The following is a 23,357-nucleotide window of genomic DNA, read 5'->3' as shown; positions in this document are numbered from 1 at the left end:
ACCGGTCCGGGCCGCCGCCGCGTCACTCGGCCGTCCCGGCCTCCTCACCGAAGACGGCGTGGAGCCGCCTTGTGTGGTCCACGGACCGCTCCGGGCCGGTGAGCGTCACCGTCGCCGTCAGACGCGGGTCGGCGCTGGACGCGGCCAGACGCAGCTCGAGATCCCCCGGTTCGACGATGCGCCGTCCGCCGCGGCCGGTGAAGGAGGCGAGGTCGGCCGGAACCGTCACCCGCACCCGCCGCGCCTGGCCGGCCGCCAGTGGCACCCGGGTGTATCCGATGAGCCGCTGCACCGGCTGGACGACCGAGGCGACCGGATCGTGCAGGTACAGCTGCACGACCTCGGTGCCCTCCCGCTCCCCCGTGTTGCGCACCGTGAACGCCAGACGGAAGGCGCCGTCCGTGCCCGTCTCCTTCTCCTCGACCGCGAGGTCGCTCCAGTCGAAGGCCGTGTACGACAGTCCGTGCCCGAAGGCGAAGGCCGGAGTCGGGTCGATGTTGGACACCTCGCTGGACTGGGCGAGCCGCGCACCGAGGTAGGTGGCGGGCTGGGCGCCCGGACCCCGCGGCACGCTGACGGGAAGCCGCCCACCGGGGTCGGTACGGCCGCTGAGCACACCCGCGAGGGCGGTGGTTCCCTCCACTCCCGGGAAGAAGGACTGCACGATCGCGGCGGCCCCGTCGACAGCACGGCCGAGCGCGTAGGGCCGCCCGGCGAGCAGCACCGTCACCACCGGGGTGCCCGAGTCCAGGAGCGCGTCGAGCAGCTGCTGCTGGGCCCCGGGCAGCGCCAGCGACTCGGCGTCGCAGCCCTCGCCGCTGGTGCCGCGGCCGAAGAGTCCCGCGCGGTCGCCCAGTACCGCGATGACGACGTCGGCCTCACGCGCCACACGGACGGCCTCGTCGATGCCGGCGGTGTCGCCGTCGTCGATTCCCGTCCCGCGGGCCACCGTGACGTCCGCTCCGGGGAACTCGCGTTCCACGGCCTCGCGCAGGGTGGGCAGGACGATCCCGTCCGCGACCTCGGGATGGTGCACGCCGACGTGCAGGGGGAAGGAGTAGCAGCCCAGCACGGCGGTCGGCTCCTGGGCGTTGGGGCCGACCAGCGCAATACGGCGGGGCCGGTCCAGCGGCAGTGTGCCGTCGTTGGCGAGCAGCACCACCGCCCGTTCGGCGACCTCCCGGGCCAGGTCCCGGTTCTCGGGCGTGTCGAGGTCCACCGTGCCGCGCAGCGCGTCCGGGTCGTCGAGGTCGGCGCCGGAGAGGGCGGGCGGTACCGGGCTCCAGTCGGCGTCGAGGAGTCCCAGCCTGGCCTTCTCGGAAAGCACCCGGTACAGGGCACGGTCGACGATGCGTTCCGGCACCCGTCCGGCCGTCACGGCCTCGACGAGAGGTGCGCCGAACGTCTTCACGGTGGGCAGTTCGACGTCGACTCCGGCGCGGAGGGCGGTGCCCGCCGCCTCGCTCCAGTCGCCGGCGATCCCGTGCAGGGTCCGCAGGAAGGCGATGCCGAAGTAGTCGGCCACGACGGTGCCGTCGAATCCCCAGACATCGCGCAGCAGCCCGGTGAGCAGGTTCTCGTCGGCCGCCGCGGGCACGCCGTCCGTGTCGTTGTAGGCGCTCATGACGGACCGGGCTCCGCCTTCGCGGACCGCCATCTCGAAGGGCGGAAGCAGGATGTCGGCGCATTCGCGTGAACCCATGCCGACCGGGGCGAGGTTGCGCCCGGCCCGCGAGGCGGAGTAGCCGACGAAGTGCTTGAGCGTGGCGACGACGCCGGAGGACTGAAGTCCCCGCACATAGGCCGTGCCGACGGTGGCGACCAGGTAGGGGTCCTCGCCCATGGTCTCCTCGACGCGGCCCCAGCGGGCGTCGCGGACCACGTCGAGCACGGGTGCGAGGCCCTGGTGCACACCCACGGACCGCATGTCGCGGCCGATGGCGGCGGCCATGCGGTGGATCAGCTCGGGGTCGAAGGTGGCGCCCCAGGACAGCGGGACGGGATAGGCGGTGGCCTTCCAGGTCGCGAAGCCGGCCAGGCACTCCTCGTGCGCGACGGCGGGGATGCCGAAACGGTTCGCCGAGGTGATGCGCGCCTGTGTGCGCAGCAGGGAGAGCGCGCCGAGAGCGGGGTCGACGGGGGCGGTGCCGAAGGGACGGGTCAACTGGCCGAGGCCGTTCGGCAGAAGGGTGTCGAGGTCGACGGCCTCCTCCATGTCGTGCTGATGGGGGGCCACTTCACCCCCCTCGTCGGACGCGCCGACCCACACACCGTAGAGCTGGGCGATCTTCTCCTCGAGGGTCATGGCGCCGATCAGGGCGGTCACCCGGGTGTTGATGTCGTGGGCCGGATCGTTCCAGACGGGGATTTCGGGGGTGGTCTCAACTGCCACGTTGGCGGTCACTTTCCTCCGACGCCCATGAGCCCCTGGACCAGGGCGCGACGGGCGAACAGGTAGACGAGCAGGACGGGAACCATGGACAACACCACGGCTGCCAGCAGCCCGGGGATGTTGATGCCGTGTTCGGTTTGGAAGTTGTAGAGACCCAGGGTGATCAGCTTGGTGGAGTCGGACTGGGTCAGGACGAGGGGGAACAGGAAGCCGTTCCATGCCTGGAGTGCGGAGAACACCACGATCGTGGACAGGCCGCCCCCGGAGAGCGGAACCACAAGCTGGAAGAACATGCGCCGCGGAGTGGCCCCGTCCATGGCCATGGCCTCGAACAGCTCCGGGGAGATGTCGCGCATGGCGCCGCTGAGGATCAGGGCCGACATCGGCAGGCAGAAGGCGGCGGTCGGCAGGATGACACCGAGGAGGTTGTCGTACAGACCGGCCTTGCTGATCAGGTAGAACATCGGGACGATCACGGCCTGCGCCGGGATGGCGAGCCCCAGCAGGAACAGCCGGAAGACCTGCGAGGTGATCCTGCTGCGGCTGCGCACGATCGCGTAGGCGAGCGGCGGGACGAGCAGCAGCACCAGTCCGACCACACACGCCGTGACGATCACCGTGTTGAGGAAGTACTGGCCGAAGCCGGAGTCGAAGGCCCCGGTGTAGTTGTCGAAGGTGAAGCTGTGCGGGAAGGACAGCGGACCGTTCCGGGTGTACTCGGACTGGGGCTGCACCGTCGCGACGACCATCACATAGAGCGGCAGGCCGACCAGGAACAGCCAGACCACCGAGCCCACGCCGGCCAGATGGTTGGGGCGTCGCCTCATGACAGACCCTCCATGGAACTGCGCATCTTGTCGTAGCCGGACACGCGCACGACGATCAGCGAGATGATCGTCGCGGCGACGACCAGGACGAGGGCGATGGCGGCGCCTGCGCCGAAGTCGAAGCTCTTGAAGGCCTTTTGGTACATGTAGTAGGCGCTGATGGTGGTGTCGGTCCCCGGTCCGCCCTGGGTCAGGATGAGGACCGTCTCGAACGTGGTGAGTCCGCCGACGATCATCAGGATCATCGAGGTCACGACCGAGTTGCGCAGTTGCGGCAGGGTGATGTGGAAGAACTGGCGGTAGCGTCCCGCACCGTCGATCTCCGCCGCCTGGTAGAGGACCTGCGGGATCGCGCGGGCGGCACCCTGGTAGATCAGCGTGTGGAACGGGGTGAACTGCCAGGTGCTCACGAACGCGAGCACACCGATCGCACTGGCCTGCTTGCCGAACAGGTTGCCGTCACCGAACAGCCAGGTGGCCTGCGCCGGGATACCGAAGTTCGGGTCGAGCAGCGCCCGCCACAGCACCGAGACGGCGGTGGAGGAGAGCAGCAGCGGAATGAAGTAGATCACCGACAGCACCGCGCGGTTGCGTTGCTGTCCCGCGGCCCAGACGCCCAGCAGGATGCTCAGCGGTGTCTGGATGGCCACACCGAGCACGGTGACCAGCAGGGTCAGCCAGATGCTCTTGATCATCACCGGGTCGTCGAGCACCCGGGACCAGTTGTCCATACCGACGAATCGGGGCGACCCGAGGCCGTTCCAGCTCATGAAGGACAGCACCGCCACCATGACCAGCGGTGCGATGGCGAAGATCAGGAAGAAGAGGGTGGCGGGGACCGCCCAGGCGAAGCCCGGGCGTCCCACGTGTGCGGTGTAGGAGCCCTCCGACCGCCGCCGGGCCGGGGTGCGGGAGCCGGCGGCAGGAGGGGCGCTCGTCGTTTCTGTGGTCATGAGCGGTTCATTCAGTGGGGAGGGCCTGCATGGCCTTGATGAATCCGTCGGCGTCGATCTGGCCGTTGAAGAACTGCTGCACGGCCTGGTGGATCGGCGTGATGGCCGACGGCGGGTACGCCTGGTCCCACGACAGCTGGAACGAGGGTGCCTTCTTGACCAGGTCGTACTGGAAGTGCGAGTACGCCGGGCTCGCGGAGGTGTCGAGGAACTTCTCCGTGTTGGTGGTGGTCGGCAGGTTGCCGATCGCCATCTGCGCCTTGACGAACTCGTCGGAGTACATGAGCTTCAGGAACTTCTCGACGGCCTCGGGGTGCTTCGTCTTCTTCAGCACCGAGTAGAAGTTGTTGGTGTTGCCGACGACGTCCGCCTCGTCGCCCTTGCCGCCCGACACGCTCGGGAAGGTGGTGTAGCCCAGGCCCTTGGCCGCGAAGTCCTTGGCGTCCTGCTGCTGTTGGGCGTAGTACCACGAACCCATCAGCTCGAAGGCCGCCTTGCCCTTGGCCACCAGAGCAGGCGACGCGCCGTTCGTGTACTTCACGGAGTCGAAGTTGGTGCCGAAGGCGCCGGCGTCGACCAGCTCCTTGAGCATGCTCAGCGCCTTCTTGCTCTCGGGGCTCTCCCAGGCGCTCTTGTCACCACCGAGCGCCTTCTCGAACAGCTCCGGCCCCGCGACGCGGTCGTAGACGTACTCGAACCACATCAGCGTGGGCCACTGGTCGCCGCCGCCGAGTGCGATCGGGGTGACTCCCTTGCCCTTGAGCGTCTTGACCGCGCTCAGCAGCTCGTCCCACGTCTTGGGCGGCTGCACACCCGCGTCGTTCAGCACGCTGCTGTTGTTGAAGAGCAGGACGGGCTGGGTCCCGCGCATCGGGATGCCGTAGGCCTTCCCGTCGACGACGGCGCTGTTGAACACCGACGGCAGGAAGTTGGACTTCAGACCGGGGTCGTTCTTGATGAAGTCGTCCAGCGGCAGCAGCAGGTCGGCCTTGACGAACGGCTGGATGCTGCCGCCGCCCCAGTTGAAGAACACGTCGGGGGCCTGCGGCGTGTTGATGATCGTCTGCAGCTTCTGCTGGTAGTCGGCACCGGGGATGGTGTCGAGGACGGCCTTGACGTCCGAAGTCTTGTTGAACGTCGCAACAATCTGCTTCTCGACCTTGTTGCTGGCATCTCCGTAGACAAGAACGTGGATCTTCCCGTCGTCCGACGAGCCCCCGCCGGTTCCGCTCCCGCAGGCCGAGAGGCTCAGCGCCAGGGCAAGCGTCGCGCCACCGGCGACTAGACGGGGCAACCGTGCGCGTATCTTCATCGTCTGCCTTTCGAAAGTTTCGGCAACGTCGCCGAAAGTCGCTGCTGTCGGACAGTATGGGAGGCACCCCACACGGTCAACGGGGGTGCACGCGCGCGACCAAACCGTTATCGGCCACTCGTGGCCTATCCTTCGGACATGCGCGATAACGACGAGGTGGACGGCCGAGTGACCCTGGCCGAGGTGGCCGAGCAAGCCGGTGTGTCGCTGTCGACGGTTTCGAAAGTCCTCAACGGCCGCTCCGATGTCTCCGAGGCGACCCGCACCAAGGTCGAACAGCTCCTCGACATGCACGGTTACCGTCGCCGGTCCCAGGCCCCGCCCCAGGCCCCGCTCATCGAGCTCGTCTTCCACGAGCTGGAGAGCGTCTGGGCCATGGAACTCATCCGAGGCGTGGAGAACGTCGCCAAGCAGAACAAGGCGAGCGTCGTACTCACGGAGAGCGGCACGCGGCACGCGCCCGGAGCCGACTGGATCGAAGGGGTGCTGCGCCGCCGGCCCCTGGGCGTGGTCCTGGTCTTCTCCGCGCTGCCGGACAAGGTGAAGAAGCAACTGCGGTCGCGGGCGATCCCGTTCGTCATCGTCGATCCGGCGGGCGACCCCGATCCGGACGTGCCCTCCGTCGGCTCCGCCAACTGGGCCGGCGGTCTGGCGGCCACACGGCACCTCACCGACTTCCAGCACGAGCGCATCGCCATCATCACCGGCCCGGAGGACATGATGTGCTCCCTCGCGCGGCTGGACGGCTATCGCTCGGCCATGACGATGGCGGGCCTGGAGCCCGACCCGGCCCTGGTGCGCTTCGGTGACTTCCATGTGCAGGGCGGCTTCGAACAGGCCATGGACCTGCTCGAGCGCCCGGACCGGCCGACCGCCATCTTCGCCGGCAGCGACCTGCAGGCGCTCGGCGTGCTGGAGGCGGCACGGCTGAAGGGTCTGAGTGTGCCGGACGATCTGTCCGTGGTCGGCTACGACGACGTACCGCTCGCGCAGTGGTCGAGCCCCTCCCTGACCACGGTCCACCAGCCGTTGCGGCAGATGGCCGAGGAGGCGGCCCGGATGCTGCTGCGCCCGCACGATGCGGGCAAGTCCGCACTGCGCATCGAGCTCGCGACCCACCTGGTGGTGCGGCAGAGCACCGCTCCCCCGAAGAGCAGCTGAGTGCTCCGCGCGGGTGCCGCGTGGCAGCTACGGCCCGTTCCGGCAGCGGGCCGCCGCCCCTTGATCCTCGTCAACTGTCCTTGCCCATAGCGGACTTCGGCCTGGCACGGCGGAGCCCGCCGGACCACGCCGTGCGTGGACACCGGCCGACCGCCCTGGGACGCAACGGCCGTATCGGCACGTCCCGTTCCCCGCGGCACACGCGCGTCCCATCGACCGGTACGGCAGAGCACCGCAAACGTGGCGAAACTTTCGGCCCTGGTCACACGCCCTCCGCCGGCGCCGTTCGGCTGACGGCGGCCACACCCGGGGCGTGACGCCCACCGGCCGGCTCAGGGCCGACGCGGCCGGCGCCGCCCGCTCACCCGGCGGTGCTCAGAGACCGCGGCCCTGCGCCCGGGACGGCAGCCGAGGGTCCGGCGCGGCCGGCGGTCCGCCCGTGCCGGCGATCGACAGGGACGGGGACTGCGCCGGCTGCCGGTCGGTCGCCCACTGCTGGATGCCCGAGCCGTCCCGGTTCCTGACGACGACGTCGGCGTTCGGATCGGCGTCCGCGGGGGTGACGGCGAGGTCCTCGCTCCAACGCGGCAGCAGTTCGCCCCGGACGGTGAGGTCGTAGCGGACGTCGTTCGCGCGCGCCTCGTCCGTGTCGCACCGGGCCAGCGCGACGACCCCGTCGGTGGCGTGGGAGTCCAGGCACAACCCCAGGTCGGCGACGCTGCGCAGAAGGCCGTCGCTCTCGTAGGACCACTGCTGGGTCCATGCCGAGGAGCAAGCCGCGAGCCGGGCGTTCGCGCCTGACTTCACCGTGCCGCGAATGTCGAGACAGAGGTCGCCCGCGGCATAACGCAGCCTGGTCTGCTGCGGCTGTGTGGACAGACCGGCCGAGTCGGGCGGCGAGGGCACGGCAGGCGGTGTGTCCTGGTCCGCACCGGGTGCGAGCCCGCCGCTCGCGCTGGTGGCCACGGGGTCGGCACCGCCGTCGTCCGACCAGATGCCGCCGGCCAGCAGCGTGGCGATCGCGACCGCCGCGGCGATGCCCGCACCGGTCAGCAGCGCCCGGGTCTGGGGCTCCCCGGCCAGGATGCCGCGGCCGACCCGCGCGGGGACCCCCGGCAGCAGCCGGTGCCGCCCGCCGGCGCCCGCGCGTCTTCCGCCGAGGCCGGAACCGCCGCCACCGCGGGGAAAGGACGAGGCGCGTCCGGGACGCGAGTCGAGGTAGCGGTGTGCGCCCCAGCCGAGGACCGCCTCGGCGAGAAGTCCGCCGAGTCCGCCTTCGAAATGGCTCAGTTGCTCGGCGGCGGAACGACAGAAGCGGCACTCCAGAACGTGCTGTTGCACCTCCGGAAGCAGGGCGCTGCCGCGGCGCATGGGCACGTCGAGCAACCGGTTGTGATAGCGGCATTCGTCGGTGGGAGCGAGCTCACGGTGCGAGCGCACACAGGCCGCCCGGAATTGCTCGCGCGCCTGCTCCAGTGCGGCAGCCGCACTCTCCGAGTCCATGCCCAGCAGGACGGCTGGAACGGAAATGTGCTCGGCCTCGACCTCCGCGTGCCACAACAGACACCGGGCGAGTTGGGGCAACGATTGGAAAGAGCGTTCGGCGAGGGCTCGATTTTCGCGTGTCAGCGACTTCGCGGTGCGCATCCCACGGCCCCCCGCGGGTTTTCTCAACGCGGGCACCGCGCCGGATATCCGGTCCTGCGCCGACCATTCCCGGACGGTGTCCCGTACCGCCACGAGGAGTTGGGGACGCAGCGCGGCCGCGGAGCCGGAGCGTTGGAGCTGGCCGAGTATGCGGTGGAAGGCGGTGGCGGTGACCATCGAGGCGACATCCGCCGTGGAGGCGAGGCAGATGGCCGCGTAGTCGTGCGCCGCCTGCCAGTGCCGCGCCATCAGCAGCGCGACGGGCTGGGTGTCCTCGCCCACGGGACGGCCTCTGAGCCGGGTGGCCAGGGTCTCGTCGGACTCCCCGGGCGGCATGCCGGGACGGGGAGGATGTAGCGGACGCGGCGGGTGGGGGGTGTGCACTGAGCGGTTTCCTTCCAAGGCGCAAGGTGGCACACGGAGTTCTGCGGTCGCCAAAACGGAGCGGGATTGGTGCGGACCTTTTTGGCTGGCGCGGGAAGGGGCCGCGTGCGAGGGCTGCGCGACGACCGTCGGAGCGTGAGCCTTTTGAGCCCGCCGACGATCCGAATTGAAGAGCAGCGGTTCGGACCCGGCCATTGCCCATGCCTGGGGAGGCTCACCCTTGCACACGTCACTCACGACCAACAAGGCACTTGGACAACATCGGCACCCTAGGGAAATTCAATTGGACACCACGTCAACTGCGGCCGCTCGCACCGGCATTCGATATTTCCCGCACCGCGTGTGCGGCCCGCGCGCCCCGGTGCCGCTCACGCACATCCTGCCTGCGCCACCGGCCTCCCGCGGGAAGGGCATCCTCGTCGGGGACCGCGCGGAAAGGCGACTCCGCGGGTTCGACCCCGAGGGCGGGGCCGAGCAGACCCGGACCGCCGTCAGGTCATGTCGGCCAGGACCTCGGCCGTCCGCGGCGCCATGGACGTCGGTCCTGCCGGAGACGAGGTCACGGGTGGGATCCGCCGACGCGCCGTACGGCGGGTCGACGCCGACGCCACTGACGACCATGTACGCCGCCACGGCGGCGCGCCGGGCCGGGTCGAAGTCGACTCCGAGTCGGGGCGGATCCACACGGCGGCGGGCGACGGCGGCGGCCTCCCGCACCAGAGCCTTCGTCGAAGTACCGCGTTCCCTGGCGATCTGCCGCAGTCCGCCGGTTCCCGTTCGCCGAACTCCATGCTGGCGGCCGGCCTGTCCCCACACCACCGCCAGGGCAATTGCTCACGAATACCACCTGGATCAGGGCGGGTCGAAAGCGGGACCGCCACTGTCTCCCCCGCTCCTCTAGAAGGCGCCGCGGCTGCGGACGCCGCCCGGCACCAGGGCCGCGGAGCGTTCCGGCGAGTGAGATCTGCGTCACGTCGGACCGTGTCGTGTCACATTCTCCCCCCTTCCGGGAGTCGCACTGGAGGAGCGCACCCCAGGGAGGACCGACATGCCCGAAAGGACCGACCACCCGGCAGGCGACCAGGCCGCCACCGCGACCCAGGTGTTCGTCGACCATCGCGAACTGGTCTTCGCGATCGTCTACAACATGCTCGGCAGTGTCGCCGACACCGAGGACGTCCTTCAGGACACCTGGCTGTCGTGGACCGGTCGCACGGCCCACGCCCAAGCCGACCGCATCGACAACCCGCGCGCCTACCTGGTGCGCATCGCGGTCAACCACGCCTTGGCGCGACGCGCCGCCATCGCCCGCCGCCGCGAGACCTATGTGGGCCCCTGGCTCCCCGAGCCCCTGCTCGACGAGGCGGCACCCGACGATTCGGCCGAGCGTGCGGTGCGCTCGGAGTCGGTTTCGCTCGCGCTGCTCGTGGTGCTGGAGTCCCTGACCCCCTTGGAACGGGCGGTGTTCGTCCTTCACGAGGCGTTCGGGTACGCCCATACGGAGATCGCGGACGTTCTGGACCGCAGTCCCGCCGCCGTTCGCCAGCTCGCGCACCGCGCCCGAGCACACGTCCACGCCCGACGCCCGCGCTACCGGGCGCATCCACGAGTGCGTCAGGAGGCGACCGAGCGGTTCGTCCGGGCCTCGCTCGGCGGGGACATCGCCGCGCTGATGGAGATCCTGGCACCGGACGTCACCGTATGGGCGGACGGCGGCGGTAAGGCGGCGGCCGGCCTGCGGCCCGTGCGCGGCCGCGACAAGGCCGCACGTCTGCTGGCGGGGTATGCCACCCGGCGCGGGGCCGGCCTCGACATCCGCTACCGCCGGGTCAACGGCGACGACTCCGCGGTGGTGTTCGACGGCGACGCACCCTACGCGGTGATGGTCATGGATCTGACGCCCGACGGCGAACAGATCTCTGATGTCTTCATCGTCACCAACCCCGACAAGCTCACGCACGTTCGACGGGACGCGGGGACCGCGGCCGAGGAGGTGTCGGCATGACGGCAAACGGGCGACGGTCCGCACCCGCCTCGTCCGGGCAGCGCGTCGCGGACTGGTTCGACGGACGGCTCGGCATCCACTCGCTGGGCCGGAAGTACCTGCGCAAGGTCTTCCCCGACCACTGGTCGTTCCTGCTCGGCGAGATATGCCTCTACAGCTTCGTGGTGCTGGTGCTCACCGGCATCTACCTCACGCTCTTCTTCCACCCCTCGACCACCGAGGTGACGTACCACGGCGGTTACGTACCGCTGAACGGCATCCGCATGTCCGACGCGTACGCCTCGACGCTCCACATCAGCTTCGACGTGCGCGGCGGGCTGCTGATCCGGCAGATCCACCACTGGGCCGCACTGATCTTCGTGGCGGCGATGCTGACGCACATGATGCGCCACTTCTTCACCGGCTCGTTCCGCAAGCCGCGCGAGGTGAACTGGCTGTTCGGCTGGCTGCTGCTCGTCCTCGGCATCTTCGAGGGGCTGTTCGGCTACTCCCTCCCGGACGACGCGCTGTCGGGATCCGGACTGCGGTTCGTGAACGGCGCCCTGCTGTCGGTGCCGATCGTGGGCACGTATCTGTCGATGTTCGTCTTCGGCGGGCAGTTCCCCGGCCACGACATCGTCTCCCGCTTCTACTCCCTCCATGTGCTGCTCGTCCCCGGGATCATGGCGGCACTCGTCGTCACCCACGTGCTGCTCGTCGTCTACCACAAGCACACGCAGTTCGCGGGGCCGGGGAAGACGGAACGCAACGTCGTGGGAGCCCCCTTCTTCCCGGTCTACCTGGCGAAGGCGGGCGGCTTCTTCTTCCTGGTCTTCGGGGTGATCGCGCTCGTCTCCGCAGTGGCCACGGTCAATCCGGTCTGGGCCTACGGGCCCTTCCGCGCCGACCAGGTGTCCACGGGGGCCCAGCCGGACTGGTATCTGGGCTTCGCCGAGGGACTGGTCCGCATCATGCCCGGCTGGGAGATCACCGTGGGCGGACACACGCTGATCCTCGGCGTGCTGATCCCGGTGGTGGTGTTCCCCCTGCTGCTGGTCCTCATCGGGGTCTACCCGTTCGTGGAGGCATGGGTCTCCAAGGACACACGCGAACACCATCTGCTGGACCGGCCGCGCAACCGGCCCCTGCGCACGGCACTCGGCGCGGCATGGCTCAGCATCTATCTGATCCTTCTCGCGGGGGGCGGCAACGACATCCTGGCCACGCATCTGCATCTGTCCATCAATGCGCTGACATGGACCATCAGGATCGCGGTACTGGTCGTTCCGGTCCTCGTCCTCGTCGTGACCCGGCGTATCTGTCTGGGGCTCCAGGCCAAGGACCGCGAGCTGGTGGAGCACGGACGCGAGACGGGCATCGTCAAGCGGCTGCCGCACGGCGAGTACGTCGAGATACGGCAGCCGCTCTCCCCGGCCCGGCGGTACACGCTCACCGCACACCGGCGTGACGGCGCGTCAGCCGACGGGCACCTCCAGCCTGCTGATGCGCAGCGCGCCGTCGGCGGCACCCGGGTGGGCGCTGGTCAGGAGGAGACGGACGCGTGAGCCGCGGACCGCGTCGAAGGTGATCACGGTGGGCGAGTCGGACGTCGTGGCCCAGTCCACGACCGCGTCCTCGACGGGTGTGTACCGCCTGCCGTCCCAGACCGACACCTCGGCCGAGGCGGGAAGGCCGTGGGTCGCGTCGAGCGTGAAGGACACCTCGACGCGGTCGAAGCGCCGTGTCCGGCCCCAGTCCACCGACACCCAGTCCTTCGCCCGGGCACCGTTGAACGCGGGCAGCAGGGCGGTGGCCGACTTGGCGAAGGCGTTGGACCAGCCGGTGGCCGGGTTGCCGTCGAGCATGGCGGCGGGCAGCGTGTCGGGGCGGCCCGAGTAACCGGCGTCCGCCAGGGGGTAGGTGGGGGCCGCCGGATGGTCGGGCTCGAACACGGGCGCCGGGGTGGTCGCCCTCGAAGAGGCGCGGGTGGTGCGTACGGTGGTGGTGGCCGTGCGCAGCCCGTCCGCGCGGGCCGTCACCTTCAGCCGGCCCTCCTCGGTGCCGGACCGCACGATGGCGAGTGCCTTGCCGTGGAAGGCGGTTCGGGTGCTCGCCTGGTACCGCTCGGCGCTTTCTTCCTGTCCGTTGTCGAGGCCCGCGAGGGATCCGCCGGTGACCTGGAAGCTCATCAGATGCTGCGCGTCGGGCACCACCACGCCATGGGCATCGACGACCTCGGCGGTCACAAAGAGGAGCGAGCGGCCGTCGGCGGCGAGCGAGGAACGATCGGGCGTGAGACGAAGGGCGTGCGCGGCGCCAGCGGTTCGCAGGACGTCGGTGGCGACGACCTTGCCCTTGCGCCGCCCCACGGCCTTCAACTCACCGGGCCTGTAAGGCACTTTCCAGGTGAGGTGAAGCTTGCCCGCACTGCCGTTGGGACTTGTGTAGCTGCCGGGGTGCGGGCCGCTCGTGAACGTCTTGTCGTCGCCGGTCTCCTCGGTGGTCTCCAGGTACGTACGCCCGTCCGTGGTCGTCTTGGTGTCGAACGTCCGCGTCCCCAGGGACTTTCCGTCCAGGAACAGTTCGACGGTGTCGACGTTCGCGTACGCCCACACCTCGACGGTGTCGCCCTCCTCGTGGTTCCAGCTCATCGGCACCAGATGGACCATGGGCTCGCTCGTCCACTGGCTGCGGAACAGGTGGTACATGTCCTTGGGGAATCCGGCCGTGTCGACGGCACCGAAGAAGGAGGCCTTGACCGGGAAGACGTTGTACGGCGTGGGCTCTCCGATGTAGTCGATGCCCGACCACAGGAACTGGCCGGCGAACCACTTGCGGTCCCGGTCCTTCTTGTGCCCGTACTCACCGCTCATCGTCCAGGAGGCGAGGTTGTTGTCGTAGGAGGAGGTCGCGCGTCTGCCGGGCGTGTGGTTCTCGCCGGTGTTGAGATGCTCGGGCTCCTGGTAGGCACCCCGGGTCGAGGTCTCCGACGACGACTCCGACTCGAAGAGGAACAGGTGCGGGTAGGCGGCGTGCAGTGCGTCCACCGACCTGGCGGTGTTGTAGTTCAGGCCGAGCCCGTCGAGCTTGGCGAGCATCAGGTCGGCTGCCGAGCCCTTGGCCGGAAGGTTCCGGTATTTGTCCGAGCCGATGACAAGGGGCCGGGTGTCGTCCGCCGCCCTGATGGCGGTGATGATCCGGTCGGCCATGGCGAGCCCGGCGGTGGAGGTGGAATCGGGGACCTCGTTGCCGATCGACCACAGCACCACGGCCGGGGAGTTGCGGGCCGCCAGCACCATCTCGGTGGCGTCCCTCTCGCACCAGTCGTCGAAGAACCGGTGGTAGTCGTAGGTCGTCTTGCCGGTGTGCCAGCAGTCGAAGGCCTCCACCATCATGACGATGCCCAGCTCCTCGCAGACCTGGATCATCTCCGGTGAGGGCGGGTTGTGCGAGGTGCGGAAGGCGTTGACACCCATCGACTTCATGATGGTCATCTGCCGGCGTACGGCGTCGATGCTGATCGCGGCGCCGAGGGCGCCCAGGTCGTGGTGGAGATCGACACCCTTGATCTTGGCGTGGGCACCGTTGAGGTGGAAACCCTCGTCGGGGTCGAAGCGGTAGGAGCGGATGCCGAAGGTGGTGCGGTAGGTGTCCGTGCTCGTCCGGCCCACCCGCAGCTCGGTCTCCAGCGTGTAGCGCCGTGGGGTCGAGAAGTCCCACAACCGGGGCTCCGGGACGGTCAGTTCATGGGTCTCGGTCGTCGTGTCGGTGACGGACACCGTGGACGACGTATGGGCGACGGTACGGCCGTCGGGGTCCGTGATCCTCGATCGGACCTCCACCTCCTTGGCCGCGCCCGAGTCGTTGACCACCGAGGTCCGCACGCGTACGAGCGCCCGCGACGCGGTGATCTCCGGCGTCGTGACGTAGGTGCCCCAGCGTGCGACGTGCACGGGCTCGGTGATCACAAGACGGGCCTCGCGGTAGATGCCGCTGCCCGAGTACCAGCGGCTGCTGGGGAGCTGGTTCTGGACCTTGACCGCGATGACGTTCTCGGTTTTGCCGTCGGTGTGCACCAGATCGGTCAGGTCGAGGGCGAAGCCCGTGTAGCCGTAGGGGTGCCTGCCGACCTCGGTGCCGTTGCAGTAGACGTACGAGTCCATGTAGACGCCGTCGAACTCGACCGAGATCCGCTTGCCGGCCGAGCCGGGCGGCAGGGTGAAGGCGATGCGGTACCAGCCGAGGCCGCCGGGGAAGAAGCCCGTGCCGCTGGTGGTGCCGTGTTCCGTGGTGGGTGTCTGCTCGATGCTCCAGTCGTGCGGCACGGCGACCCGGCGCCACCCCGCGTCGTCGTAGCCGGGGGCGGCGGCGTCCGCGTAGGCGCCCGTCGGGTCGGTGACACCGCCCGGGTCCACCAGCGCGAACCGCCAGCCGTCGCGCAGCGCGACGATCCGGCGCCCGGGTGTGCCCGTGGCTGCCGCGGCCTCCTCGACGGCGGCTCCGAGAAGTGCGCCGGCTGCCGGGGCTGCCGTACCGGCGATCAATATCGATCTGCGAGTGACCGTCATGGCGGCTCTCCCTCATCAGGGCCCAGAAGTACTCACAACTGATCGTGACCAAACAGATTCTGACGGTGGGGCACAGTCGTGCGTCAAGGGTCCGTCCCCACACTTCTGGCGCGCGGGTCACATCCGCTCGGTACTAAATCCGGCCACGCACTACGCTGGAAACACGAGTGATGCGCTTGGTCACTGGGAGTCGCTCAAGGGAGTGGGGTCGATGAGCCCGGTCCATCCCTCAGGCGAGGCGGCCACGGCTCGGGCAGTCGTCGACGACAACGGCATCCTGGCTCAGTGGAACGAGCACGCCCGCCGGCTGCTTGGCTATACGCAGGACGAGCCCGTGGGCCGTCCGGCCGCCGAGCTGCTCGTCCCGGGAAGTCCCGTGCCGCCGCACCCGCCGGGCGGAGTCCGGTGGAGCGGCACGGTCGAGCTGCGGCATCGGGACGGCCGCAGCCTTTCGGTGTGGCTGCTCGCCAATCACCGCCCGCCCGAGCGCGGCGGCGGCTGGCTCGTGGTCGCACCGCTGGACCACGGGGCACGTCCCACGCAGGACGCGCTGGTCCGGAGCGCGATGACGTACCTGCCCTGTGCCATCGCGGTCTGTGACCACGACCTGCGGCTGTGCGACGTCAACGAGGCGATGGCCGGTGTGATCGGGTTGCCCTCGGAGCGCATCCGCGGTCTTCGGATCTCCGAGGTCAGTCCCACGCCCGAGATCGAGGCCCTGGAAAACCATGCGCGGGACGTCCTGGAGAGCGGGCAGGGACGCGATGTGCAGACCTACCTGCGCTCGAGCGGCGAGGAAAGCGCGCACGCCTGGCTGGTGCGGTACGCCCCTCTGACGGACGGTGACGGCCGGGTGCTCGGTGTGTGCATCGCCTCGCACGACTTCACCGAGCACTACCTCGCGCGGGAGCGACTCCAGCTGGTCAACGAGGCGAGCGTGCGCATCGGCACCACACTCGACGTGACCCGCACGGCTCAGGAGCTCGCCGACGTCTGTGTGCCGGCTCTCGCGGACTTCGTAGCCGTGGATCTGCTGGATCCGCCCACCGACGGGTCCGAGACCTATCCGAGTTCGCTCACCGCACCGATCGCGCTGCGCAGGGCCGCCCACCAGTCCGTCAACCCGGGCTCCCCCGAGGTGCTGGTCGAGCCGGGCGGGATCGGACTCTACCCCGAGGGCGCGCCGCAGACGGAGTCACTGATGGCCCGCCGGACGACGGTCGTGGCCGACGCGGCCACCATGCTCACCACGTGGCTCGACTGGGACCCGGCCCGTCGCCGGTGGGTGCGCGAGTTCGGCGTGCACTCGACCATGTCGGTGCCGGTCCTGGCCCGTGGCGGGACGCTCGGCGTGGCCGTGCTCACCCGCTACCGGCGCCTGGACCCCTTCACCCCCGACGACGTGCTCCTCGCCGAGGAGATCACGGCCCGGGCCGCCGTCTGCATCGACAACGCCCGCCGCTTCTCACGCGAACGCAGAACGGCGCTCGCCCTTCAGCGCAGCCTGCTGCCGCGCACCCTGCCGCGGACCGCCGCGCTGGAGGCGGCCTCCCGCTATCTGCCGGCCGCACGCGCCGGAGTGGGGGGCGACTGGTTCGATCTGATCCCGCTGTCCGGGATGCGGGTCGCGATGGTCGTGGGCGACGTCGTCGGCCACGGCATCCAGGCATCGGCGACGATGGGGCGGCTGCGCACCGCGGTGCGCACCCTCGCCGACATCGACCTGGCGCCGGACGAGCTGCTCACCCACCTCGACGACCTCGTCGTACAGCTCTCCAAGGAGGCGGGACAGGACAGCACGACCGGCGAAGTGGGCGCCACCTGCCTGTATGCGGTGTACGACCCGGTCTCACGCCGGTGCACGCTCGCACGTGCCGGCCACCCCTCGCCGGTGATGATGGCGCCGGGACAGCCGCCCCGGGACATCAAGCTGCCCGGCGGCCCCCCGCTGGGCCTCGGCGGGCAGCCGTTCGAGTCGGCCGAGATCGTGCTGCCCGAGGGCACCGTGCTCGGCCTGTACACCGACGGGCTGATCGAGACCCGCGACCATGACGTCGACGCCGGGCGCCTGCTGCTGTACGGGGCGCTCGCCGGGGTCCCCGCGGACCAGGGCGCCGCGTCGGCCGCGGACTCGCTGGACGACGCCTGCGACCGGATCCTGCGCGCCCTGCTCCCCGTCGACGGGACGGCCGACGATGTGGCGCTGCTGGTCGCCCGTACCCGGGAGCTGCCCGCCGCACGGGTCGCGACCTGGTCGGTGCCCTCCCAGCCGTCACGCATCGCGGCGATCCGCAAGGAGGTGGTCGGCAGGCTCGCGGCATGGGGGCTGAGCGAGGCCCTGTTCACGGCCGAGCTGGTGGTCAGCGAGCTGGTCACCAACGCCGTCCGGTACGGCGAACAGCCCATCCGGCTCCGGCTGATCCACGACACCGCCACGCTGATCTGCGAGGTTTCCGACGGCAGCCACACCGCCCCGCATCTGCGCCGGGCCAGGACCTACGACGAGGGCGGCCGCGGTCTGCTCCTGGTCGCCCAGCTCACCCAGCGCTGGGGCAGCCGCCACACCGCGGAGGGCAAGACGATCTGGGCGGAGCTGAACCTGCTCGAGGAGTGACGTCGCGGGACGCGGGCGGCGTCAGTGGTGACCGCCCCGGTCCCGGTGCGATCCCCGACCGTCGTGGTCGCCCCACCCCCCGTGACCGCCCTGGTCACCCTGGTCGCCTTGGTCACCCTGGTCGCCTTGGTCACCCTGGTCGCCCGGCGCACAGTCCCCGGCGGGGCACGTGTCCCGTCCCGGGGCGGAGGACGGATCCGCCCCCGCGGGGGACCCGGGTGGGGCGGTCGGCTCCCCGATCACGTCGGAGGGAGCAGCGAAGGGGTCACCGCTCGCCGCACCGGAGGCCGCCGGGTCGAGCGACTGCATCTGCTGCGCGTTCGGGGTGTCGGCCGCCCATCGCTGGGTGCCGTCCTCCGCACGCGCCTTGGCCACGATCCCCGCGTCGGCCGTGGGCGCCGCTGGGGCCAGGGCGAGGCCCTGGTCCCAGCGCGGCACGATGGCGCCCTGGAGGGTGATGTCGTACCGCACGTTCTTCGCCTCGGGCTGCGACTCGTCCGCGCACGCGGCGAGTTGGACCGCATAGCCGAGGTGCGAGTCCAGACACAGGCCGGGGTCGGTCGCGCTGCGCAGCAGGCCGTCGGCCTCGTACGACCACTGCTGGGCCGCGGGCGAGGTGCAGGAGACGAGTACGGCCTCCGCGCCGACAACCGCTCCCTGCTGGTCGAGGCCGATGCACAGGCCGCTGTCCTGGTGACGGAGCCGGCCCGTGAAGGCACCCGTGGGCACATCGGCGGCGGCACCGACCCACGAGGGCGAAGCGGAGGCGCCTTGCGGCGCGGCTCCCGGGTCGCCGGAAGGTGCGCCCGCGCCCGTCGCGGCCCGCCCGTCCGCTCTCGAGCCGGACCACACGGCCAGCGGTATGAGGACGAGCGCGCTGACAGCGGCCACGGCGAGCGCGATCTGCCGGCGGTGCGGCAAGGGGCGGGAGGCCTTGTGGGCGGCGGAGGAACGGGCGCGCAGAACGGCCGAAGCGGCGCCGGAGAAGCGCCGCAGTCCGCCGCCAGGGGCGCCGGGTGCCACGACGGCGGGTGCGGGGGGCTCGGGGGACGAGGTCGCGTGGGCGGGGTCGATCAGCGGCTCTCCCCCCACGGGCCCGGGTGCGGACGCCGTCGCCGCCCGGGCTTGAGCGCTCTTGGCGTCCAGGTACGCCTGCGCACCCCAGCCCAGCACACCTTCGGCGAGCAGGACCGCAAGCCGCTTGTGGAAGCCGTCCAGTTGCTCGGCCGCGTTGTGGCAGTGCGCGCAGCCGTCCATGTGCAGCCGCAGATCGGGATCGAGAGGCGTGCCGTTCCGGCGCAGGGAGACGTCCAGCAGTCGGGCGTAGCGGCGGCAGCCCTCGTCGGGGGCGGACTCACGGTGGATGTCCAGACAGACCTCGCGCAGCGCCTCACGCGCCCGCTCGAGCCTCATCATGGCGTCGAGAGGGTCGATCCCCAACAGGGCAGCGGGCAGGGCCGGTTCCTCGCACTCGACCTCGACGTGCCACAGCAGACAGCGCGCGGGCTCGGGAAGCCGCTGGAAGGCGCGGGACACGAGCCGCCGGTTCTCGGACGGGAGCAGGCGCAGCGCGGCGCGCTCGGCGCTGCCGGGCCGGGAGCGCAGGTCCGGGTGGAGGAGCGTGCGGCGGTGGTCGGTGTCCCATTGGCCGGCCAGTCGCCGTACCGTCACGAGCAGTTGGGGCCGCCATGCGGCCGTGGGCCCGCCCTGGCCCGCGGAATCCTCGAACAGCCGGGTGAACGCCGCCGTGGTGAGCATTCCGGCGGGATGGGCGCCGTCCGTGCACAGCCGGGCGTAGACGTAGGCGGACTCCCAGTGCCGGTCGAGCAGTTCACCGACCGGTTGATGTACGGGTCTCTTCCCGGCGGACTTCTTCAGTTCGGCGGCAAGCTGTTCGTCGGTCGGGCCGTACGAAGGAACGGGGCCGGGGGAATTCTGCTGGACCCCCACTTGCGCGTCCACGATCCTCCAAAGCCCACGCGGAAGTTCTTCGGTACAGACCTGAACAGGCACGGCCCGACCGCCCACGCGGGAAGTGCCCATGAGGTCTCCGGCAATTCGAGCACCCGCCCCGCACGGTTGCCTCGAAGGGGGCGGTGAACGACAACACCGGTATGCGCAGCGGGAAAAAAGGTCGAGGTCCGCGCGCCGACGGTGACACCTTTTCACAGATCGCCGAGCGCCAACAAGGGACCCCCTCGGTTTCCCTTTCCCCTCTCCCCCGACACCTGATTGACAAAAAGTCAGTCAAACAGGAACCGGTGCCCGGAATTCCGGGACCGTCCGGCCGGTTGCTCCCGGAAATTCGCCTGCCGACGCCTCGGTGGCCGGTCCGGCACCACGGGGTCGCCGGGCCCGGCCGGCACACGGGTACCGCCCCGGAGGACCGCCCCGCGTCCTCCGGTCATTCAGGTGAACGGCCAACTGCCCGCGCTCTGCGGTCGGTTGGCGTCGCGCTCCGGGCGCTGCCCGAAGCGTCCGACGGTCACCAGGCACGACCCGGAACTGCGCGAGATTCTCGAGGCGCTCCTCGGCGAGGAGGTGCCGACCGCACAGAGCAAGTTCCCCTTCAAGCCGCTCGGGGCCCGCGGGCAGGCATCCTGCGCAACGGCCGCTTCCACCGGACCGCCCCGAAGGACGGCACACCCGTCGCGCCCCGAGAAACGAGGGCGCGGGCCGCGCGGCTCGGAGGTCACGACCGTGGAGCCGCGGTGAAGCCGCTCAGGCGGTGAAGCCGAGGACGGTCTCCGCGACCGCCCTGGGGTTCTCCAGCAGCATGGCGTGCGTGGCGTCGACACAGGCCACGGTCACCCGGCGCCGCTCCTCGGCCAGCGCACCGAGGTCCCGTGCCAGCCCCTTGGCATAGGCGGCCATCATCGGTTCGAACCAGCCCAGGCCGGACACGGCCGGCTCCACCCGCTGGGCGCGGACCAGCAGCAGTCGAGTGGGCATCGCGCGGAACAGGGCGAAGAGGTCGAGGGTGTCGATCTCCGCGAGCATCTGCACGACCTCGCCCCGGCCGGGCCGTACCTCCAGAATCCCGTCCTCGCGTTCGTGTACGGAGCGCAGCACGCCCGCCTCCAGCAGTTCGTACGGCACGCCCAGCCGGTCGGACATCGCACGCTGCTCGGCCAGAAGCTCCTTCAGCCCGTCCGCGGACAGCTCTCTGCCCAGTCCCTCGGCGGTCAGTGCCCGGACCAGGCCGAGGTGCCGCAGGACGTAGTCCGGATCAAGACCCACGTACTGGTCGGGGCGTCCCCAGCCGAATCCGTCGAGGTTCACGGCCCCGGGCGTCACCTCCGGGTGCTGCAGTGCGTAGAGCACGGCGAGCACGCCGCCCAGCGAGTGCCCCACGGGGAGGGCTTCGGAGATCCCGTGTGCCGCCAGTGCCCGCTCGAGGTCCCCCAGCACCGCGGGCAGACGCCACGGTCCGGACGGGGAGCGGCCGTGGCCGCGCAGATCGACGGCCAGCACGCGGTGGCGCGACAGCAGCAGAGGCGCGACGGCGGCCCAGTCGGTGAGCGTGCGTCCGGCGCCGTGCAGGAGCAGCAGCGGCGGACCCTTGCCCCCGTGATCCTGGACGGCCAGCTCGATACGGTCTCCGGTCATGGAACGACATTAGAGCGTCCAGTCCGGACAGACGGGACATACAGGGCGGCAGGTCCTTCGGCGCTGCGGCCCCGCGAGTCACCTCACCGGCGTGAGCAGATCGAAGGCGCGCTCCCATCCGAAGTCCGGGCGCCCGCCTTTCTTGTCCGTGCCCCCGGCATAGGGCTCGCCGAACCTGACCCCCATGCCGCCCAGCCGTTCGAGGCTGGCGCGGTAGGCGGGATGGGCCGCGAGCGCCTCGCTCACACAGGGCAGCGCCGCGATCGGGACGCCGAGGCCGTACGCCTCGCACAAGGTGCCCAGCGCGAGGGTGTCCGCCAGGCCGGCGGCCCACTTGTTGACCGTGTTGAAGGTGGCCGGAGCGACGACGATCGCGTCCGGGGCCGGGAACGGCCGGGCTTCGCCCGGGGTGCGCCAGGCAGACCGGATCGGCCGGCCCGTCAGTGTCTCGACCGTGCCGGTGTCGAAGAAGCGGAGCGCGAGGGGGGTGGCGACGACGCCGACCTCCCAGTCCCGCTCCTGTGCGGCGGTGATCAGTTTGCTGATGTCCTCGGCGATGCCCGAGGCGCAGACGACGACGTACAGAAAGGGCTTCGAAGCGACTTCGGTCACCCGAGCACTCTAGGGGGTGCCGGACCCCAGCCGCCGGGCCCTGAACGACCTCGGGTCCGGTATGACTGCTACGGTAGAGAACGCCGGTTCTCCCCGAGGGCGCCCAGGAGGGCTCGTACATGGACAGCGAAGTCGCCCGGGACCGCGCCCTGGACGCCGCGGAGAAGCTGTTCTACGGCCGCGGCATACACAGCGTCGGGATGGACGACATCCGCAGCGCGTCGGGGTTGTCGCTGAAGCGGCTGTACCAGCTGTTCCCGGCCAAGGAGCAACTGGTCGAGGCCTATCTGGAGCGGCGCGATGTGGTCTGGCGGCAGCGACTGGCCGCCCATGTGGACCGTTGCACGGACCCCCGAGAGCGGATCCTGTCGGTGTTCGACTGGCTTCGGCTGTGGTTCCTGGAGCCCGACTTCCGCGGCTGCGCGTGGATCAACTCGTACGGGGAACTGGGTGCCACGTCCCCACGGGTACTCGCCCAGGTGCGGGCCCACAAACAGGCGTTCAGGACCTATCTGGCCGGCCTGGTGGCCGACGCGGGACTCCCCGTGCCGCTGGGCGGTCAGCTGTATCTGCTGGCCGAGGGTGCCATGGTGACCGCCGGCATAGAGGGCACCGCGGAACCCGCCGCGCAGGCGGGCCTGGCGGCCGGTCTCCTGCTGGAGGCCCACCGGTAGAGCGGCACCGGCGCACCGCGCCCTGCGCAGTCTCAGCTTGGGGAGGTGCCCGGTGACGTGATGCCCGGCCGGGGCGTCGACCAGATCCTTCCGCACCCCGGAGATCCGGCGCTGCGGGAGTCGTACGTACACGACGCCCGGGCCCATGTCGGCCTGGCCGAGGAGGCGAACGGGCACATTCCCCGACCGGCCCCCTTCCGACGGCCCTGGGGCGTGGCGCTACCAAACTGGCGGGCCGCCAGCTCGGTCACCCGGTCCCGGGCCGCCGCGAACCCTCGCGGGCGGTCACGGTCGAGGACGGCAGCGTCGCCTCGTACGAGGCGATCGGTGATCCCGTACGGCTGCGGCGGCTCTCCCCGGCCGTCCTCGACGCGTGAGTGTGCTCGGCTCAGTGTGCGGGAGAGGTCTCGGCCCCCTTCTCGGTGACGGTGATGGCGCTCACCGGGCAGGCGCGCGCGGCCTCCCGCACCAGCGGGTCACCGCCGCCGTCCTCCTTGCCTGGCAGCAGTTCGCTGTAGCCGTCGTCGTCCTGGGTGAAGACGCCGGGCGCGGCGAGGGCACACTGGCCCGCACCGATGCAGACGTCCCTGTCGATGGTGATGGAGATGTCGCCGGTCATG

At 70.5% G+C, this 23,357-nt stretch carries 15 protein-coding genes and 2 pseudogenes; 6 read left to right on the top strand and 11 right to left on the bottom strand.

Annotated features, from left to right (window positions below; translation table 11 throughout):
• Positions 1-22 precede the first annotated feature (22 nt).
• Genes ACSHXN_RS37760 through ACSHXN_RS37745 form a run of 4 tightly spaced genes read right to left on the bottom strand, consistent with a single transcriptional unit; the run spans position 23 to position 5,484 of the window.
• Positions 23-2,404, bottom strand: a complete 2,382-nt coding sequence (locus tag ACSHXN_RS37760; RefSeq protein WP_355137543.1) for a glycoside hydrolase family 3 N-terminal domain-containing protein — start codon at positions 2,402-2,404, stop codon at positions 23-25.
• The gene (locus tag ACSHXN_RS37755) at positions 2,401-3,219 is read right to left on the bottom strand and encodes a carbohydrate ABC transporter permease (RefSeq protein WP_355137541.1); all 819 of its coding nucleotides are present in this window, start codon (positions 3,217-3,219) and stop codon (positions 2,401-2,403) included. Before ACSHXN_RS37755 ends, ACSHXN_RS37760 begins: the two co-directional genes overlap by 4 nt.
• Positions 3,216-4,172, bottom strand: a complete 957-nt coding sequence (locus tag ACSHXN_RS37750) for a carbohydrate ABC transporter permease (RefSeq protein ID WP_355137539.1) — start codon at positions 4,170-4,172, stop codon at positions 3,216-3,218. The genes ACSHXN_RS37755 and ACSHXN_RS37750 overlap by 4 nt, the downstream gene beginning before the upstream one ends.
• A gap of 7 nt (positions 4,173-4,179) precedes the next feature.
• The gene (locus tag ACSHXN_RS37745; protein ID WP_355137537.1) at positions 4,180-5,484 is read right to left on the bottom strand and encodes an ABC transporter substrate-binding protein; all 1,305 of its coding nucleotides are present in this window, start codon (positions 5,482-5,484) and stop codon (positions 4,180-4,182) included.
• 138 nt (positions 5,485-5,622) lie between these two features.
• Here ACSHXN_RS37745 and ACSHXN_RS37740 point away from each other — a divergent pair, with 138 nt between their 5' ends.
• Positions 5,623-6,645, top strand: coding sequence for a LacI family DNA-binding transcriptional regulator (locus ACSHXN_RS37740; protein WP_355137535.1), 1,023 nt, complete (start codon positions 5,623-5,625; stop codon positions 6,643-6,645).
• 375 nt (positions 6,646-7,020) lie between these two features.
• Here ACSHXN_RS37740 and ACSHXN_RS37735 read toward each other — a convergent pair whose 3' ends face one another.
• Positions 7,021-8,628, bottom strand: coding sequence for an RICIN domain-containing protein (locus tag ACSHXN_RS37735; protein ID WP_438305455.1), 1,608 nt, complete (start codon positions 8,626-8,628; stop codon positions 7,021-7,023).
• A gap of 567 nt (positions 8,629-9,195) precedes the next feature.
• A pseudogene (locus ACSHXN_RS37730) lies at positions 9,196-9,381 on the bottom strand (toxin Doc); the annotation flags it as partial.
• A gap of 343 nt (positions 9,382-9,724) precedes the next feature.
• Between ACSHXN_RS37730 and sigJ the strand changes: the two are divergent.
• A complete protein-coding gene (gene sigJ, locus ACSHXN_RS37725) occupies positions 9,725-10,681 on the top strand; it encodes an RNA polymerase sigma factor SigJ (protein WP_356294394.1) in 957 nt (318 codons plus the stop codon).
• The gene (gene qcrB, locus ACSHXN_RS37720; protein WP_438305452.1) at positions 10,678-12,225 is read left to right on the top strand and encodes a cytochrome bc1 complex cytochrome b subunit; all 1,548 of its coding nucleotides are present in this window, start codon (positions 10,678-10,680) and stop codon (positions 12,223-12,225) included. Before sigJ ends, qcrB begins: the two co-directional genes overlap by 4 nt.
• On the opposite strand, the gene ACSHXN_RS37715 is transcribed toward qcrB, so the two are convergent.
• Positions 12,136-15,228 carry a glycoside hydrolase family 2 TIM barrel-domain containing protein gene (locus ACSHXN_RS37715; RefSeq protein WP_438305447.1) on the bottom strand — a complete coding sequence of 1,031 codons (3,093 nt, stop codon included), beginning with the start codon at positions 15,226-15,228 and terminating at the stop codon, positions 12,136-12,138. The two genes, qcrB and ACSHXN_RS37715, sit on opposite strands and share 90 nt — an antisense overlap.
• Before the next feature lie 211 nt (positions 15,229-15,439).
• Here ACSHXN_RS37715 and ACSHXN_RS37710 point away from each other — a divergent pair, with 211 nt between their 5' ends.
• Complete coding sequence (locus ACSHXN_RS37710) at positions 15,440-17,842, top strand: SpoIIE family protein phosphatase (RefSeq protein ID WP_438305445.1); 2,403 nt, start codon at positions 15,440-15,442, stop codon at positions 17,840-17,842.
• 21 nt (positions 17,843-17,863) lie between these two features.
• Here the strand turns inward: ACSHXN_RS37710 and ACSHXN_RS37705 are convergent, their stop codons facing one another.
• From ACSHXN_RS37705 to ACSHXN_RS37695, 3 genes are all read right to left on the bottom strand, one after another.
• Positions 17,864-19,804 (bottom strand): ricin-type beta-trefoil lectin domain protein, encoded by a 1,941-nt coding sequence (locus ACSHXN_RS37705; protein WP_438305443.1) that lies wholly within the window; start codon positions 19,802-19,804, stop codon positions 17,864-17,866.
• Positions 19,805-20,563: 759 nt separating this feature from the next.
• Positions 20,564-21,451, bottom strand: coding sequence for an alpha/beta fold hydrolase (locus tag ACSHXN_RS37700; RefSeq protein WP_355137521.1), 888 nt, complete (start codon positions 21,449-21,451; stop codon positions 20,564-20,566).
• A gap of 78 nt (positions 21,452-21,529) precedes the next feature.
• Positions 21,530-22,063 (bottom strand): flavoprotein, encoded by a 534-nt coding sequence (locus ACSHXN_RS37695; RefSeq protein WP_355137519.1) that lies wholly within the window; start codon positions 22,061-22,063, stop codon positions 21,530-21,532.
• A gap of 119 nt (positions 22,064-22,182) precedes the next feature.
• Here ACSHXN_RS37695 and ACSHXN_RS37690 point away from each other — a divergent pair, with 119 nt between their 5' ends.
• Both ACSHXN_RS37690 and ACSHXN_RS37685 read left to right on the top strand, forming a co-directional pair.
• Positions 22,183-22,737, top strand: coding sequence for a TetR/AcrR family transcriptional regulator (locus tag ACSHXN_RS37690; protein ID WP_355137517.1), 555 nt, complete (start codon positions 22,183-22,185; stop codon positions 22,735-22,737).
• Positions 22,738-22,797: 60 nt separating this feature from the next.
• A pseudogene (locus ACSHXN_RS37685) lies at positions 22,798-22,962 on the top strand (CapA family protein); the annotation flags it as partial.
• Positions 22,963-23,125: 163 nt separating this feature from the next.
• Here the strand turns inward: ACSHXN_RS37685 and ACSHXN_RS37680 are convergent.
• Positions 23,126-23,356 carry a ferredoxin gene (locus ACSHXN_RS37680; RefSeq protein ID WP_252125051.1) on the bottom strand — a complete coding sequence of 77 codons (231 nt, stop codon included), beginning with the start codon at positions 23,354-23,356 and terminating at the stop codon, positions 23,126-23,128.
• Position 23,357 lies beyond the last annotated feature (1 nt).

Origin of the sequence: Streptomyces sp. HUAS TT11, from assembly GCF_051553595.1 — a bacterium.
Classification (GTDB): domain Bacteria; phylum Actinomycetota; class Actinomycetes; order Streptomycetales; family Streptomycetaceae; genus Streptomyces.
Note: the sequence above shows the minus strand (reverse complement) of the source record. Positions and strands in the feature narration are given on the sequence as shown.

Excerpts from the sequence above, each read along its gene's own strand:
- qcrB (WP_438305452.1), top strand. The coding sequence starts at position 10,678 with ATGACGGCAAACGGGCGACGGTCCGCACCCGCCTCGTCCGGGCAGCGC.
- ACSHXN_RS37700 (WP_355137521.1), bottom strand. The coding sequence starts at position 21,451 with ATGACCGGAGACCGTATCGAGCTGGCCGTCCAGGATCACGGGGGCAAG.
- ACSHXN_RS37735 (WP_438305455.1), bottom strand. The coding sequence starts at position 8,628 with ATGCCGCCCGGGGAGTCCGACGAGACCCTGGCCACCCGGCTCAGAGGC.
- ACSHXN_RS37745 (WP_355137537.1), bottom strand. The coding sequence starts at position 5,484 with ATGAAGATACGCGCACGGTTGCCCCGTCTAGTCGCCGGTGGCGCGACG.
- ACSHXN_RS37715 (WP_438305447.1), bottom strand. The coding sequence starts at position 15,228 with ATGACGGTCACTCGCAGATCGATATTGATCGCCGGTACGGCAGCCCCG.
- ACSHXN_RS37680 (WP_252125051.1), bottom strand. The coding sequence starts at position 23,356 with ATGACCGGCGACATCTCCATCACCATCGACAGGGACGTCTGCATCGGT.
- ACSHXN_RS37740 (WP_355137535.1), top strand. The coding sequence starts at position 5,623 with ATGCGCGATAACGACGAGGTGGACGGCCGAGTGACCCTGGCCGAGGTG.
- ACSHXN_RS37710 (WP_438305445.1), top strand. The coding sequence starts at position 15,440 with ATGAGCCCGGTCCATCCCTCAGGCGAGGCGGCCACGGCTCGGGCAGTC.
- ACSHXN_RS37690 (WP_355137517.1), top strand. The coding sequence starts at position 22,183 with ATGGACAGCGAAGTCGCCCGGGACCGCGCCCTGGACGCCGCGGAGAAG.
- ACSHXN_RS37750 (WP_355137539.1), bottom strand. The coding sequence starts at position 4,172 with ATGACCACAGAAACGACGAGCGCCCCTCCTGCCGCCGGCTCCCGCACC.
- sigJ (WP_356294394.1), top strand. The coding sequence starts at position 9,725 with ATGCCCGAAAGGACCGACCACCCGGCAGGCGACCAGGCCGCCACCGCG.
- ACSHXN_RS37755 (WP_355137541.1), bottom strand. The coding sequence starts at position 3,219 with ATGAGGCGACGCCCCAACCATCTGGCCGGCGTGGGCTCGGTGGTCTGG.